Genomic DNA, 14,106 nt, shown 5'->3' with positions numbered 1-14,106 from the left:
CTGGGTTACGTCAGCCCCATGACGTTCGAGAAAAACTGGTCCGCAGCTCAGCAACACCGGGCTGCCTAATTCCCTCGGCTATGGGATTCGTGGAACAGGGGCAAGGTCAGACTTCTCTACTTGGCGCGTTTCATCAACGATCCATTCCCAAGGAATGTCGCCGTTCTCTCTTGCTCGCGTAAGCAGACGCGATACTTTGTCAGTACTGTTCTTGCCCATATCGGGAAGAAGGCGCCGCATGAAAAGCTGGTAGCAAACGGCTCGAACCGATGCAGGTTGAATTTGCGCCAGGATGGTATTGGCAGTCTCGATGATGGCGCGTGATGCGCAGTGCAATCCTCGTCCCATTTTCTTCTCTGCAAGTGTGGTTCATAGAGCCTCAAGTCCTGGGGTACCGCGTCATGGCTTCCCCTGTCGATTCAACGTGCCGGAGGTCGACCGCATCCACAGGCATGATTTCGACGTGCCGACGCAATCGAGCGTCCCAGTCGGAAAACCGTATCGGTCGCGCTTGTACCGGCATCCCGGACATTGCACGAAGACCGGAACGACGCCGCGCGGGCGGGCGCGGTCCTTCGCTTCGGCCAGCCGCAGGCGGAAATACTCGACATCGGCCGGCAGTGTCGCGGCAGGCTGGCGCGACAGTCGGCGCAGCAAATCGGCTTGCAGGGCAGGCGGCCAGCTTTCCAACTTCGCAAGCTCGGCGACCCAGGTGCGGCCTTGTGCCAGCAGAACGCCTACAGCAGCAGCGGCGGGCAGGGGTGCGTTCATGGCATCGCCCCCTCGGCTTTGGCGGCGTTCAAGTACGGGTCGAACTTCGCGAACGCGGCGGCGGTCCCCACCAGCCGCAAGACGGCGTTGTGCTGTGTGGCAATCGCCAAGGCACGGCGCGCGGCTTGCAGGACGACCGCCGGATCGGTGGCAGCGTCGCAAAGTTCGGTCGCCGTGCGCTGGATCGACGGGCACACGGACACGGACAGGCCATCCCCCGATTCGGCGAGATAGACCGTCATCGGCTGGCCGGTTCCCGGCTTCCAGGGGGCGAACCTGACCGCGTTTTCATTCGCCCCCACCTGGCAACTTGCAACCCGGTCCCGATTCGGGAACGCTAAACCCTGTTTTTCAGACTGATACGGTCCCGATTCGGGTGCATAACTCGATTTAGCGGTCCCGTTTTGGGACCGTAATAGGTCCCGAATCGGGACCGATAACGATCCCGATTCGGGAACGCTAAATGTGCGAGATTCACCATTCATAGTCGGTCCATGCGGTCGGTTCTTGTCAATAGGTAGCCACGACAAGGCATAGCGCGCGGCAACGCGCTGGCGGCCGGCAACCGTGCGAATCAGAAGTCCGGCAGTCATCAGCTCTTCAAGCGCGCGGCGCAACTTCTGATCGGAAGTCCATCCCATCGGGGCGAAGATCGAACGCGAGACGATCAGGTCGCCGTTGTTGCTTCCGCGCTCTCGCGAAATCACGTCCAGCAGCAGCGCACGCGCCGTCGCGGACAGCGCGCGGAACGCCGGGGAAAACTGAATGCGATGCGGTAGCTTGCTGTAGGGGTCATGAGGGGCGGGCTTCCTCGGCATCACACTTCCCCTTTCGCGACGACCCCGTCGATAAGGGGACGCGGGTAACGCCACCATCCGGGCGCCGGGGCGCGCCGCGGGATCGACGGGTCGTCCGGGTCCAGGGCGGCCAGCGTAAGGCCGACCGCGCGAAGGATATGGACCGGTGCGCATCCCTGGCGGCAGGCGATCAGGACGCCGCCGCTTGAGTCTTCCCGGATCAGCAAGTCGCGGCGCCGTTGCGCGCAGCACGGACAGCAAGCGCGCCATTGGCCGATGCCACACTCGACCACGTAAAACAGGCTGTGAAGAATCGGGCCGGCGGCCATGGCACGGACCGCTTACTTGGCGGCTTCGGCAGCGGCAAGCATGCGCCGTTCCCAGGCGGCGATTGCCGTATCGGTCAGGATGACGCGATTTCCCAGGCGCAATTCGTCAGGGGTCAGCCCTTGCGCGCGCATTACGTAGTAATGCTGTTTCGAGAAGCCGAAGTCCGCGCAGAACTCGGCAACTGACCGGCCGCCGCCAGGGCGTCCACGTCGCGCCGCACGGTCGTTGCGGGACTCATACGAAGTGTTCGCGCTCATCTGTTACCCCATCGGAAAAAGTGGAATTCGACGGAATCCCTATGGGTCAAGATAGGCGAGTAAGAGCGTGCTACGAGTCCAGATTTGGCGACGGATCGTCCTTCGTGAAATCCACTCACTAGCCACAAGGAAGGGTCGGGAATCGCGCGGCATTAGATGGAATCAGCGGCAACAATGTCCAGCGTGAAAAATCTTCGTGTAGATAGTTGGGAAAGAAAAAACCCGCCACGGTGGCGGGTTTCGTAAGGGTGCAAAAAAGGGGGAATCAGATAGCCTTCAACGCAGTACGCCCCGGCTTCGTTGGCTTGTCCAGCAGTGCCACGGCATTGTGCAAATGCGAGGGCGCCAAATGGGCATATCTCAGGACCATTTTTAAGTCGGCGTGTCCAAGCAACTCGCGCAGTGTATTCAGATCGACGCCGCGCATGACGAGGCTTGATGCGAACGCGTGTCGGAGATCATGCCAGCGCAGATTCTCAATTTGCGCCGACCTCAGGACGCTAGCCCAGGCCGTCTTGAATGATCCCATCGGCTTGTCATCCGGGCCGGCAAAAACGATCTTGCCGGGGGATTGCTTGCGCCATGCACTCAGGACTTCTGACGCCTCGCGATTCAGTGGCACGACCCGGCTCTTTTTGCTTTTCGCCTCGGTCGGTCGCACGGTCATGGTTCCGACGTTCAGGTCCAAATCGGACCATGCCAGCTTGAGCAACTCGCCCAGGCGTAGACCGCTATTCAAGGACAACAAGACGGCCGGTTCGACATGGTCGACGTAGCGTGCTGTGATTTCCGGAAGTTCCTCATACCCGCGCGCGCGTCGCCATTCGTTCGCGCTACCGCGTTCCATCCGGATGCGCGAATCCCTTGCGGCCAGCGCGTCGCGCAACCGGCGTTCTTCATCATCGGAAAGGTAGCGCACCACCTTGCGCGGCTCGACCTTGATGGCCTTGACTTTGGCGCCGGGATTTTCGGCTGTCAGCCCCGACTCGGCAGCGTAGGTCAATACGCCGCGCAAGGCGTTCAATTCGCGTTCGGCCGATACGGGCTGAACGCCGGTCTTCAGCTTCGCGTAACGCCAGTCTTCAATGTCTTGCTTCGTGATGCTTGCCAGGGGACGCGACAGCAAGTTCGCGAAGTTCACGCGGACCCGCTTGATGTTCTTTGCAGCGGTCTTCAGGTGGACTTCGGCGAACGCCGCATATGCACCGCTCAAGAAAGTATCCAGGGTTATCGACTTGGCGGCGGCGGCGGCTTCCTCGGCCGCCTTCCGTTCGGCTTCCTCGCGGTCCCGCTTGCGTTGGGCAATTTCGGCCGGCGTATCGCCGGCCTTGTCCTCAGCAGATAGTGCCGCCCTTGCCAGGGTCCGCGCCTCGCTTGGATTCATGACGGCGGCATCGCCAATCGACTTGCGGCCGTGCGAACCGTCCGGTCGACGGAATCGAACCCCGAACGAAAGCACCCCGGCTGGCGTGCATCGCAGGACGAACCCGCGTAACTGGTCGTCGCCCCACTCGCGCGCTTTTGCCTTGCCGTGTTGATTTACTTCGCGGGCAACCTCGCGTTGCCGTTCGCGCACGAAATCTCGATCTATGCCGTACCGTTGAACCATCCCATCCTCACTACAGAAAGTGACAGATCATGCCCTGTGGACAAACTGTGGACAAAATCTGCTGCTGACCGCAGTGTACCGCAACGGACTTGCACGTACTTAAGTTGTTGATTTATAAATGATATAGCTGCGGCGGTCGTTGTCGAATCAGGGGCGGAAGCTCATTCGTAATGAGAAGGTCGGGGGTTCGATTCCTCTCTTCGGCACCACAAGCATTCCAAAGTTTGACCAGCGTTACCCAGAAACCCGCACAGCATCAGGCTCTGCGGGTTTTTTGTTGCCCGGCATCTGGCAACGATGACCGCCGACTGCCGCGCCCGGAATACGCATGGGGTATGGCTTCAGGCTCCGGTCATTCCGCGCCGGGACAGAAACCTCGTCACGACTCCCCTCATCGCTGGCGGCCACCTGCAGGCGCGGCGCAGGGAAGGCCTGCTTAGAACAACAATCGGTGCAGCAGATCGGTACCGACCTGTATAAGGTTCGTCGCCATATCGCTGACGCTCACCTGTATGCCCATTGCTGTTGCCAACGCGTAAAGTGCGGCCCCCAGCAGGACCAGGGACAATATGCCCATCTTGGATTCATTCACGACCCCCTCCTCGCATCCGCCGATTTGGGTCCTTTTTCCCCCGGCATAGCCGCAGCGAGTAGCGGCGTTATGAATATGTTTTGGACCCGTTTTGTTTCCATATGGAAACATAGCCGCGTGCCCGCCTCTGTGCGGCATCGCTCACAGCGTGTGACGTGGCCGATCGCCGTTGGCACGCACGGCAAGCGAACGGCAGGCAAATCGCCGCCCCGACCGCCCCGCCGCCGCAAGATCCTGCTCAGCGTGACTTGAAGACCGGATGGCGCGCACAGGCCGCGAGCACGATGCGCTCGGACTGCGCAAGGTAGTCATGAAGCGCGGTGGCGGCCTCGTTGAGCTTGCCTGACTCGAACAACTGCAGGATGTGCGCGTTCATGTCTACGTAAGGGGCGTGAAGGAATTCGGGATCCTGCAGCATGCCGAACGCCAGACGCAGTTCGGCGAGCAGGCGCGAAAACATCTCGTTCAACCGCTCGCTGTCGGCCAGCTCCACGATGGCCATGTGGAACTCCATATTGGCCGTACCCACGCCCAGCCAGTCGCCCTGTTCGCGGCACTGCGACGCCATGTCCACCGCCCTGTGCAGGTGCTTGCCGGCCGGGTGCCGCGGATATGCCTGGCGCAATGCCTGGCATTCAATGAGCCGGCGCACGCGGTAGATGTCGATGATGGCCGCGATGCTGGGAATGGCCACCGCGACACCGCGGTTGGGTTCATGCTTGAGCAGCCCCTCCTTGGTCAGCAGGCGAAAGATCTCGCGCAGGGTATTGCGCGAGATCTGCAGGCTCTCGCTCAACGCCGCCTCCGACAAACGCTGTCCGGGCGAGAACTCGCCATGCACGATCTTCTGGCGAATGAGTTCCGCCACGCGCTCGGTCAGGTTCTTCGTATCGGGACTCGATGTCATCTTGTATGGAACTCGCGTTGGCAGGTCGACCCCGGCGCCGGGGTTACGAAGCCCGGAATGTTAGCGCACTTTGATGATGCAACCGCCCCGCCTTGATGAACGGTACGCACCAGTTCAGTGACAAGGCAGCTCATCCTGTAGGGCTAGGTGTATACCTTAGCTGCCAATTTCAATAGATTGTTCAACAATAATTGTGTTATGGTTGAGCTATCTGTGATCTTTACACCAACATGGCATGCAGATTGCTAAACCGGACCACATGACTGCAGAGCTGGTACCTGGCGCCGCAGGCTGACCCCGACCTCGTTGCGACGGTGACGACGTCCTCCAAACTTCCGCTGTCTTCCTTGAAGGAGAACGCAACCATGTGGCTTAAGGAAACCAACCGGGAGGAGCGCAAAACGCTCTTCGCCGCATTCGTCGGCTATGGCGTCGATGCATTCGACTACATGATCTACACCTTCATGATCCCGACCTTCATCCTGGTTTGGGGCATGAGCAAGGCGGAAGCCGGCTACATCGCAACCGGCGCGCTCATCAGTTCCGCGCTCGGCGGATGGCTGGCCGGGATCCTGGCCGACAAGTACGGCCGCGTCCGGATCCTGCAGCTCACGGTGCTCTGGTTCAGCCTGTTCACCTTCCTGAGCGGCTTCACGCAGTCGCCCGAGCAGCTGTTCATCACACGCATGCTGCAGGGCCTGGGGTTCGGCGGCGAGTGGTCGGTCGGCTCCGTGCTGATTGCCGAGATGATCCGCGCGCGCCACCGCGGCAAGGCGGTCGGACTGGTACAGAGCAGCTGGGCGGTGGGCTGGGGCATTTCCGCCATCGCGTTCTGGGCCGTCTATGCACTGGTCGACCAGCAATACGCGTGGCGCGTGCTGTTCTGGCTGGGTGCGCTGCCGGCCCTGTTCATCCTCTATATCCGCCGCAACATCAGCGAGCCCGAGGTGTACCGCGAGACCAAGGCCAAGCTTGCGCGCACCGGGGAAAGCAACAGCTTCATGCTGATCTTCAAACCCGGCGTGCTCGGCATCACGGTGATGGCAAGCCTGCTCGCAACGGGCATGCAAGGCGCCTACTATTCCGTGACGACCTGGCTGCCGACATACCTGAAGATGGAGCGCAACCTCTCGGTGCTCAACACCAGCGGCTACCTGATGGTGCTGATCGCGGGCTCCTTCGCCGGCTACCTGACCAGCGCATGGCTTTCCGACCGCCTTGGCCGCCGCCGCTGCTTCATGCTCTTCGCGGTGAGCGCCGCGGTGCTCGTGACCTGCTATACCCAGCTGCCCATTACCGATGCGGCCATGATGGTGCTGGGCTTCCCCCTCGGCTTCTTCCTGTCGGGCATTTTTTCCGGCATGGGGGCATACCTGACGGAACTGTTCCCGAGCCACATTCGCGGTTCGGGACAGGGCTTCTGCTACAACTTCGGGCGTGCCGTGGGCGCAGTGTTTCCCGCGATGATCGGCCATATGAGTTCGTCGATGCCGCTGGGCACGGCGATCGGCTACCTGGCTGCCGGCGCCTATTCGCTGGTCGTGATTGCCTGCCTGCTGTTGCCGGAAACCCAGGGGCGCGAGCTGAACAACGATCCGCAGACAGCCGATCCACTGGCCATGCCGGCCGGCCGCGGCCAGATTGCCGAACAGTGAGCGCGGGACTGCCAGGCCGATGGAGCGGCACGGCATCGCCATTTCCCCGTTCGCCTGATTGCCTGAATCACGGAAAAAAAGGAAACCTCCATGACCAACAACGTGCTTGATGAGGTCCGCACGGCCGCTGTCGCGGCGGCACGGGCCGCACGCGCCGCGTACCGCGCCGGCAAAGCCGAGCCCACGGCGGGTGTGGCGCCCGGCATGACGCAGGCCAACATGATCGCGCTGCCGCGCGACTGGGCCTGGGACTTCCTCCTCTACGCCCAGCGCAATCCCAAGGCCTGTCCGGTGCTCGACGTCATCGAAGCCGGTGCGCACCGCACCGTGCTGGCCGAAGGCGCCGACATCCGTACCGACATTCCGCTGTACCGGGTGTGGCGCAATGGCCGGCTCGCGGAAGAAGTCGCCGACGCCACGCCGCTCTGGCAGGAGCATCCCGACCTGGTCACGTTCCTGATCGGCTGCAGCTTCACGTTCGAGACGCCGCTGCAGGAAGCGGGCATCGAGGTCCGCCATATCGCCGACGGCTCCAACGTGCCGATGTATCGCACCAATCGCCAATGCCGGCCTGCGGGGCGCCTGCGCGGCGAGCTGGTGGTGTCCATGCGGCCCATTCCCGCCGGCCGCGTAGCCGACGCCGCCATGATCTCAGGACGCTTCCCGTCGGTGCACGGCTCCCCGGTCCATGTGGGCGATCCCGGCGCGCTGGGCATCGCCGACATCAACCGCCCCGACTTCGGCGATGCCGTGCGCATCGAGCCGGGCGAGATCCCCGTCTTCTGGGCCTGCGGTGTCACGCCCCAGGCCGCCGTGATGGCCTCCGGCGTTCCGTTCGCGGTGACCCACTCGCCCGGCCATATGTTCATTACCGACGTGCCCGACAGCGCCTACCACGTCTGATTGCTTGCGGAGTCCGAGTTGCGTTTCCTTCCTGTCTCACTGAACGCGTTGCTGGTAGAGCTGGCCGACCTGGACCAGACCCTGGCCCTGCTGGCCTCGCTGCAGCGTGATCCCCTGCCCGGCGTCGAGGAACTGGTCCCTGCCGCGCGCACGATCCTGGTCCGCTTTCGCCCCGCGTCCGGCCGCGTGGCGCAGCTGGTGCAGGCCATCGCCGCCCGCGACCTGTCCCGGCGCGCGGAGCGCGACAGCACGCTGGTCGAGATCCCCGTGCGCTATGACGGCGAGGACCTGGCGGAGGTTGCGCAGCTGCTCGGCATCACGCCCGCGGAAGTCGTGCGCCGCCACACGGGCAGCGAGTACACCGTGGCCTTCACCGGCTTTGCCCCGGGCTTTGCCTACCTCTCGGGCGGCCACCCGAGCCTGGACGTGCCACGCCGCAGCACGCCGCGCACGCGCATTCCTGCCGGCGCCGTCGGCCTGGCCGGCACGTTCAGCGGCGTCTACCCGCAGGCCAGCCCCGGCGGCTGGCAGATCATCGGCGTGACACCGGTAGCCATGTGGAACCTGGACCGTGGGCAACCGGCGCTGCTGCAGCCCGGCTATCGCGTGCGCTTTGTCGATATCACCACGCTGGATCTCGCGCCGGACGCGGGCATCGGCGCGGAAGCATCCGGCAAACCCGTCGCCCTGGCCGCCAACGGCCGCACCCGCGCTATGCAGGCCCCGCTGGCTCCGGGCCAGACTGCGCTTCAAGTCAGGGCCACGGGCCTGCTGACCCTGTTCCAGGACCTGGGCCGCCACGGCCAGGCGCGCCAGGGCGTCTCGGCATCCGGCGCCATGGACCAGGCCGCGCTCAAGGCGGCCAACCGGCTGGCGGGCAATCCCAGCGACAGCGCTGCGCTCGAGACCGTCGGCGGCGGCCTGCAACTGCAGAGCGTCGGCGAGACCGTGGTTGCCGTGACCGGTGCCGACGCGCCCCTGACCGTGCGCACAGCGGATGGCCGCCAGTGGCACGCGCCTGCGCACCAGGCTCTGGCCCTGGCCGATGGCGACGTACTGGGCATCGGCCAGCCCGTGGCCGGCGCCCGCTGCTATGTGGCCGCGCGCGGCGGCTTCGCCATCCCGAGCGTGCTGGGCAGTTGCGCTACCGACACGCTGGCCAACGTCGGCCCCGCGCCGCTGGCGGTGGGCGATGTGCTGGGTCTGCACCCGGCCCCTGTCGGCGCGATCGTGAGCGAGCCCGCAATGCCCGCCCCCGACCTGCCCACGCTGGAGCAGGACGTGGTGCTCGACGTGGTGATGGGCCCGCGCACCGACTGGTTTACCGCCGAGGCCGTGGCGCGCCTGGCCACGCAGCGCTGGCAGGTGACGCCCCAGTCCAATCGCGTGGGCCTGCGCCTGGCCGGCGAAGTGCCGCTGGAGCGCGCCATCGGCGGCGAACTGCCCAGCGAAGGCACGGCCCTGGGCGCGCTGCAGGTGCCCCCGAGCGGCCAGCCCGTGCTGTTCCTGGCCGACCACCCGCTCACTGGCGGCTACCCCGTGATCGCCGCGGTAGCCCCCTATCACCTCGACCGCGCCGGTCAGATTCCGGTGGGCGCCTGGCTGCGCTTCAACCCGATCCGCGCATTTGCAGAACTCTCTCCGGCCGCCGCCTCGGGCGCGGCCAGCACCATCCGGGAACTCCGATGAAAAAAGTCCTGATCGCCAATCGTGGCGAAATCGCTGTCCGCGTCATCCGCGCCTGTGCCGACTACGGCGTGCAGTCCGTCGCCGTCTACGCCAACGCCGACATCGACGCCCTGCACGCCCGCATGGCCGACGAGGCTTACGGGCTGGATGGCGACCGCCCGGCCGATACCTACCTGAACATCGCCAAGCTGCTGGAGATCGCCCGCAAGAGCGGTGCGGATGCCGTGCACCCGGGCTATGGCTTCCTGTCGGAGAGCGAGGCCTTCGCCCAGGCCGTGATCGACGCCGGACTGCGCTGGATCGGCCCGTCGCCCGCCACCATCGCCAAGCTGGGCGACAAGGTCGAGGCCCGCAAGATCGCGCTGCAGGTGGGCGCCCCCCTGGTGGCCGGCACGCCCGACCCCGTCAGCGATGCCGCCGAGGTACTGGCCTTTGCCGAGCACCACGGCCTGCCCATCATCATCAAGGCCGCGTTTGGCGGCGGCGGCCGGGGCATGAAGATCGCCTGGCGCATGGACGAGGTCGAAGAGCTGTATCACTCTGCCGTGCGCGAAGCGGTCACGGCGTTCGGCCGGGGCGAGTGCTTCGTCGAACAGTTTCTCGACAAGCCCCGCCACATCGAGGCCCAGGTACTGGCCGACACCCATGGCAACGTGGTGGTGCTGGGCACGCGCGACTGCTCCCTGCAGCGCCGCAACCAGAAGCTGGTGGAAGAAGCGCCCGCGCCCTTCCTGACCGATGCGCAACGCGAGCGCATCCATAGCGCCGCACGCGACATCTGCGCCGCTGCCGGCTATACCAGCGCTGGCACGGTGGAATTCCTGCTGAGCATGAGCGGGGCGATCTCCTTCCTTGAGGTCAACACCCGCCTGCAGGTGGAGCATCCCGTCACCGAGCAGACCACCGGCGTCGACCTCGTGGTCGAGCAATTGCGCGTGGCCGACGGCCTGCCACTCTCCGTGACCGATACCCCGGCGCCGCTGGGCCACTCCATCGAGTTCCGCATCAACGCCGAAGACGTGGGTCGCGGCTTCCTGCCGACGCCGGGTCCGGTGCTGCGCTTCGAGCCCCCTTCCGGCCCCGGTGTGCGCGTGGACACGGGCGTGCAGTCGGGCTCCGTCGTGCCGGGTACCTTCGACTCGCTGATGGCAAAGCTCATCGTCACCGGCGCCACGCGCGCCCAGGCCCTGACCCGGGCCCGCCGCGCGTTGCGCGAGTTCCGGATCGAGGGCGTTGCCTCGGTGCTTCCCTTCCACCGCGCCGTCATCGACCATCCGGACTTTGTGGGCACGGACGGCTTCAACGTGCACACCCGCTGGATCGAATCCGACTTCGCCGAACCGCTGGCCGCTGCCACGCGCGCCGAGCCCCAGCCCGATAGCAGCCTGCTTCGCACCGCCATCGAGATCGATGGCCGTCGCGTGGTGCTGGGCCTGCCGGCTCAGTTGCTGGGCGGACTCGCCAACGTGCAGGCGGCAGGCCCTGCCGCAGTGTCGGCGGAGGCAAGCGCGGCCGATGCCAGGGATGTGCCGGCTCCCGTCGCCGGGACAGTGCATGCCTGGAAAGTGGCCGACGGCGACGAAGTCGAGGAAGGCCAACTGATTGCCGTCATGGAAGCCATGAAGATGGAAATGCAGGTCCATGCGCATCGGACTGGCCGCATCGCGTTGCACGCGGCTGCAGGCAGCTTCGTGGCTGCCGGCCGGCCGATTGCGACCATTGACTGACCCCTTGGTATCTGTCGAGGGCCGTTTCAGGCCCTAGGCAGCCAGTACATTCACCGCATCCTCCAGCGCCTGCGCCTGCTGCTTCAGCCCCATCGCCGCCGCGGCCGACTCCTCGACGAGCGACGCGTTCATCTGCGTGATCTGCGTCATCTGTTCGAGCGCCGCGCTGGTCTGCTCGATCTCCACGCTCTGCCCCCGGCTTGCATTGGCAATGGCGGAAATCGTTCGCGTCAGCGCCGACACCGATTGCTCGACGCGATCCATTTCGCTGCCGGCGCTGATGGCCGCGTCGCTGCTGGCCTGCACGACTTCGAGCGAGTTTTCGATCAGCGCCTTGATCTGCTTCGCGGCAGCTTCGGCGCGCTGGGCCAGGGACCTCACCTCACCCGCCACCACCGCGAAGCCACGGCCATGCTGGCCCGCGCGGGCGGCCTCGACCGCGGCGTTCAGCGCGAGCAGGTTGGTCTGGATGGCAATGTCATCGATCACGGACGTGATCTCGGCAATCTTGCGCGATTGCGTGGTCACCTGTTCCATCAGCGACGCCGAGCGGCGCACGCCGCCTGCGGCCGCAGAGGCCGCCTCGGCGGTGCGGCGACCTTCCTGGTGAGCCTGCTCGGCGTCGCTGGCGTTCTGCCGCGCGGTTTCGGTGATCTGCGCCAGCGTGGCCGTGGTTTCCTCGATGGCGCTGGCCTGTTGCTCGGTGCGCTCCGACAGGTTGGCGTTGCCGCTGGCGAGGCCGGCCGAGGACTGCCACACGCTCTCGATCGAGTTGCGCGTATCGAGCAGCACGCCCACCAGCCGGGCATTCATCTGGTTCAGGAAACGGCCTAGCAGGCGCGTCTGCGCGTCGCCGCATTCGGGGAAGCGATGCTGCAACTGGCCGGACAACACCGCCAGCGCGCTGCGGTTCAGCCGCAGCACGGGCCGCAGGATGTTGAGCGCCAGATAGCAGGCTGCGGCCCCGCACATGGCCACCGCCGCGCCCGCCAGCCCCCAGGTGATGAGCGGGGGCGCCGCCCACACCGTCGCGCTCGCCGCCGCCAGCGCGATCAGCACGACCTGCGCGAACTGGACGGCAAGCAGGCGCGCCACCACCGGCAGCCGCAGCAGGCGCTGGACCACACCGGCCGCCCCCTTGCGGAATGCCTCGCCGCCGGATAGTCGCCAGCGGGACCGCTCCTCGCGCTTCAGCTCGGCATAAAGCCTTGTCGCCGCGGCGATCTGCGCCTGCGTTGGCGCGGTTCTCACCGACAGGTAGCCCGCGGGCTGGTTGTCGTGGAACACCGGCGTGATGTTGGCGAGCACCCAGTAGAAGCCGCCGTCCTTGCGGCGGTTCTTGACCACGCCCGTCCATGGCGTACCGGCACGGATCGTCGCCCACATGTCGGCGAATGCGGCGGCCGGCATGTCGGGGTGGCGGATGAGGTTCTGCGGCTGGCCCATGACTTCGGCACGGCCATAGCCGCTGCTGCGGAAGAACGCCTGGTTGGCGTATTCGATATTGCCCTGCGCATCGGTCCTGGTGATGATGACTTCGTCCGATGGCAATCGGTACTCGTGATCGGTGACCGGTAGATTCAATTTCATGATGCTGGTTGTCTGTGTCGTTGCAACCTCGCCCTCGACTTCGCGCGCGAAGTCGCCCCATCCCGCCTGCCCCCGGGTGGCGGGGCCGCGAGGAGTATTCACGATCGGCCGTGACAGGACGATGCGGCCCGTGACCAACATCGCCCCGACTTGACAGCGCGCAAATACCGGCCACGCCTACCCCTTCGGAAGGATTGCATTCGCGCAGCCAATAGCCGGCCTGGAACGCCGGCACGCGGCAAAGAAAAGGCCCCGGCAGCGCGGCGCTCCCGGGGCCCTTTCCTGTCTGCGCCAGCCAACACCGGCGCCGCGACACACGCTATTTCAGCGACTGCGCATACGCTTCGAGCTGGGTGACGCAAGTCCCCCAACCTTCGAAGAATCCCATCTCCTCGTGCTGGTCGCGCGAGGCCTTGTCCTTGTGCAGGACGGTGGCCACGTAGCGCGTGCCGTCGCCTTCGTCGTCCATGGTGATGTAGGCGGTCATCGGCAGCCACGGGTTGTCGGCCGGACGCCATTGCGCGACCAGTGCGGTGGTCCAGACGATGCGCGAGCGCGGCACCACGTCGAGGAAGACACCCGGGTTGTCGCTGGTTTCGCCGCCGGGGCCGCGCAACAGCGTGTGGAAGGCGCCGCCGGGCGCGAGATCGAAGGCCAGGACCGCGGTGGTCCACGGCTTCGGGCACCACCATTCCTTCAGGTGGCTCGGGTCGGTCCAGGCTTTCCAGACGAGATCGCGCGGTGCCTTCAGCACGCGGGAAATTTCGAGGTCGAGGTCCTGCTTACTGCTCATTGTGATTCTCCTTGGCATGCAGCGCTTCCACGTAGGCAGCCAGGCGATCGGTGCGCGCCTCCCAGATCGCCCGCTGTTCCGCCAGCCACGTCTCGGCGGCCTGCAGCGTAGCCGGTTCCAGTTCGCACATGCGCACGCGCCCCTGCTTGTGCGAACGCACCAGTCCGCAGCGCTCGAGTACGCCCAGGTGCTTCAGGAAGGACGGCAACGCCATGGCAAACGGCGCCGCCAGCTCCTTGACCGAGGCGGCACCCAGTCCGAGCCGACAGACGATGGCACGACGCGTGGGATCTCCCAGTGCGAGGAAGACCGGGTCGAGCGGAAAATAGTTAGCCATATGGCTAACTATATCGCGAAACGCGGCGACGTCAAGGACCTGCACAGCGAGAGTTCAGGGAAGATCCATCGGCCGCATTCGCGCCCGGCGAGCGGCGTGCAGAAAGAGGAAGGCCGGCGCGCGCGCCGGCCTTCGGTGATTCAGTGCCA

At 65.3% G+C, this 14,106-nt stretch carries 14 protein-coding genes; 4 read left to right on the top strand and 10 right to left on the bottom strand.

From position 1 onward, the window contains the following. Window positions 1–399: 399 nt before the first annotated feature. The 7 genes from KHO22_RS12235 to KHO22_RS12205 all read right to left on the bottom strand — a co-directional run bounded on the left by KHO22_RS12235 (window position 400) and on the right by KHO22_RS12205 (window position 5,263). The gene (locus KHO22_RS12235) at window positions 400–771 is read right to left on the bottom strand and encodes a hypothetical protein (RefSeq protein ID WP_211947398.1); all 372 of its coding nucleotides are present in this window, start codon (window positions 769–771) and stop codon (window positions 400–402) included. Further along, on the bottom strand, window positions 768–1,589 hold the full coding sequence (locus tag KHO22_RS12230) for a hypothetical protein (protein ID WP_211947397.1): 822 nt from the start codon (window positions 1,587–1,589) through the stop codon (window positions 768–770). Before KHO22_RS12230 ends, KHO22_RS12235 begins: the two co-directional genes overlap by 4 nt. Beyond that, the gene (locus tag KHO22_RS12225) at window positions 1,589–1,897 is read right to left on the bottom strand and encodes a hypothetical protein (RefSeq protein WP_211947396.1); all 309 of its coding nucleotides are present in this window, start codon (window positions 1,895–1,897) and stop codon (window positions 1,589–1,591) included. Before KHO22_RS12225 ends, KHO22_RS12230 begins: the two co-directional genes overlap by 1 nt. 12 nt (window positions 1,898–1,909) lie before the next feature. Beyond that, window positions 1,910–2,155 carry a hypothetical protein gene (locus KHO22_RS12220; RefSeq protein ID WP_211947395.1) on the bottom strand — a complete coding sequence of 82 codons (246 nt, stop codon included), beginning with the start codon at window positions 2,153–2,155 and terminating at the stop codon, window positions 1,910–1,912. Between the two features lie 265 nt (window positions 2,156–2,420). Continuing rightward, complete coding sequence (locus KHO22_RS12215) at window positions 2,421–3,731, bottom strand: tyrosine-type recombinase/integrase (RefSeq protein WP_211947394.1); 1,311 nt, start codon at window positions 3,729–3,731, stop codon at window positions 2,421–2,423. A gap of 469 nt (window positions 3,732–4,200) precedes the next feature. Further along, entirely contained in the window at window positions 4,201–4,356 is a 156-nt protein-coding gene (locus KHO22_RS12210; RefSeq protein WP_211947393.1) for a hypothetical protein, read from the bottom strand. 238 nt (window positions 4,357–4,594) lie between these two features. Beyond that, window positions 4,595–5,263, bottom strand: coding sequence for a GntR family transcriptional regulator (locus KHO22_RS12205; RefSeq protein ID WP_211947392.1), 669 nt, complete (start codon window positions 5,261–5,263; stop codon window positions 4,595–4,597). A 365-nt stretch (window positions 5,264–5,628) separates the two neighbouring features. On the opposite strand from KHO22_RS12205, the gene KHO22_RS12200 reads away from it, so the two are divergent. The 4 genes from KHO22_RS12200 (at window position 5,629) to KHO22_RS12185 (ending at window position 11,237) form a co-directional block, all read left to right on the top strand. Continuing rightward, a complete protein-coding gene (locus KHO22_RS12200) occupies window positions 5,629–6,918 on the top strand; it encodes an MFS transporter (RefSeq protein ID WP_211947391.1) in 1,290 nt (429 codons plus the stop codon). 90 nt (window positions 6,919–7,008) lie between these two features. Then, window positions 7,009–7,821 carry a putative hydro-lyase gene (locus tag KHO22_RS12195; protein ID WP_211947390.1) on the top strand — a complete coding sequence of 271 codons (813 nt, stop codon included), beginning with the start codon at window positions 7,009–7,011 and terminating at the stop codon, window positions 7,819–7,821. Between the two features lie 18 nt (window positions 7,822–7,839). Beyond that, window positions 7,840–9,510 carry a 5-oxoprolinase subunit PxpB gene (pxpB, locus tag KHO22_RS12190; protein WP_211947389.1) on the top strand — a complete coding sequence of 557 codons (1,671 nt, stop codon included), beginning with the start codon at window positions 7,840–7,842 and terminating at the stop codon, window positions 9,508–9,510. After that, window positions 9,507–11,237: an acetyl/propionyl/methylcrotonyl-CoA carboxylase subunit alpha gene (locus KHO22_RS12185; RefSeq protein ID WP_211947388.1), complete on the top strand. Its 1,731-nt coding sequence runs from the start codon at window positions 9,507–9,509 to the stop codon at window positions 11,235–11,237. Before pxpB ends, KHO22_RS12185 begins: the two co-directional genes overlap by 4 nt. A gap of 33 nt (window positions 11,238–11,270) precedes the next feature. Here KHO22_RS12185 and KHO22_RS12180 read toward each other — a convergent pair whose 3' ends face one another. The 3 genes from KHO22_RS12180 to KHO22_RS12170 all read right to left on the bottom strand — a co-directional run bounded on the left by KHO22_RS12180 (window position 11,271) and on the right by KHO22_RS12170 (window position 13,957). After that, window positions 11,271–12,827 (bottom strand): methyl-accepting chemotaxis protein, encoded by a 1,557-nt coding sequence (locus tag KHO22_RS12180; RefSeq protein ID WP_211947387.1) that lies wholly within the window; start codon window positions 12,825–12,827, stop codon window positions 11,271–11,273. A gap of 319 nt (window positions 12,828–13,146) precedes the next feature. Next, window positions 13,147–13,620 carry an SRPBCC family protein gene (locus tag KHO22_RS12175; protein WP_211947386.1) on the bottom strand — a complete coding sequence of 158 codons (474 nt, stop codon included), beginning with the start codon at window positions 13,618–13,620 and terminating at the stop codon, window positions 13,147–13,149. Beyond that, window positions 13,610–13,957, bottom strand: a complete 348-nt coding sequence (locus KHO22_RS12170; RefSeq protein ID WP_211947385.1) for an ArsR/SmtB family transcription factor — start codon at window positions 13,955–13,957, stop codon at window positions 13,610–13,612. Before KHO22_RS12170 ends, KHO22_RS12175 begins: the two co-directional genes overlap by 11 nt. Window positions 13,958–14,106: the final 149 nt, after the last annotated feature.

It is taken from the genome of Cupriavidus yeoncheonensis, from assembly GCF_905397275.1.
GTDB lineage: Bacteria > Pseudomonadota > Gammaproteobacteria > Burkholderiales > Burkholderiaceae > Cupriavidus > Cupriavidus yeoncheonensis.
This window is presented reverse-complemented; position numbering and strand designations above follow the sequence as displayed.

Excerpts from the sequence above, each read along its gene's own strand:
- KHO22_RS12185 (WP_211947388.1), top strand. The coding sequence starts at position 9,507 with ATGAAAAAAGTCCTGATCGCCAATCGTGGCGAAATCGCTGTCCGCGTC.
- KHO22_RS12170 (WP_211947385.1), bottom strand. The coding sequence starts at position 13,957 with ATGGCTAACTATTTTCCGCTCGACCCGGTCTTCCTCGCACTGGGAGAT.
- KHO22_RS12195 (WP_211947390.1), top strand. The coding sequence starts at position 7,009 with ATGACCAACAACGTGCTTGATGAGGTCCGCACGGCCGCTGTCGCGGCG.
- KHO22_RS12175 (WP_211947386.1), bottom strand. The coding sequence starts at position 13,620 with ATGAGCAGTAAGCAGGACCTCGACCTCGAAATTTCCCGCGTGCTGAAG.
- KHO22_RS12220 (WP_211947395.1), bottom strand. The coding sequence starts at position 2,155 with ATGAGCGCGAACACTTCGTATGAGTCCCGCAACGACCGTGCGGCGCGA.
- KHO22_RS12205 (WP_211947392.1), bottom strand. The coding sequence starts at position 5,263 with ATGACATCGAGTCCCGATACGAAGAACCTGACCGAGCGCGTGGCGGAA.
- KHO22_RS12180 (WP_211947387.1), bottom strand. The coding sequence starts at position 12,827 with ATGAAATTGAATCTACCGGTCACCGATCACGAGTACCGATTGCCATCG.
- KHO22_RS12235 (WP_211947398.1), bottom strand. The coding sequence starts at position 771 with ATGAACGCACCCCTGCCCGCCGCTGCTGCTGTAGGCGTTCTGCTGGCA.
- KHO22_RS12230 (WP_211947397.1), bottom strand. The coding sequence starts at position 1,589 with ATGCCGAGGAAGCCCGCCCCTCATGACCCCTACAGCAAGCTACCGCAT.
- KHO22_RS12200 (WP_211947391.1), top strand. The coding sequence starts at position 5,629 with ATGTGGCTTAAGGAAACCAACCGGGAGGAGCGCAAAACGCTCTTCGCC.
- KHO22_RS12225 (WP_211947396.1), bottom strand. The coding sequence starts at position 1,897 with ATGGCCGCCGGCCCGATTCTTCACAGCCTGTTTTACGTGGTCGAGTGT.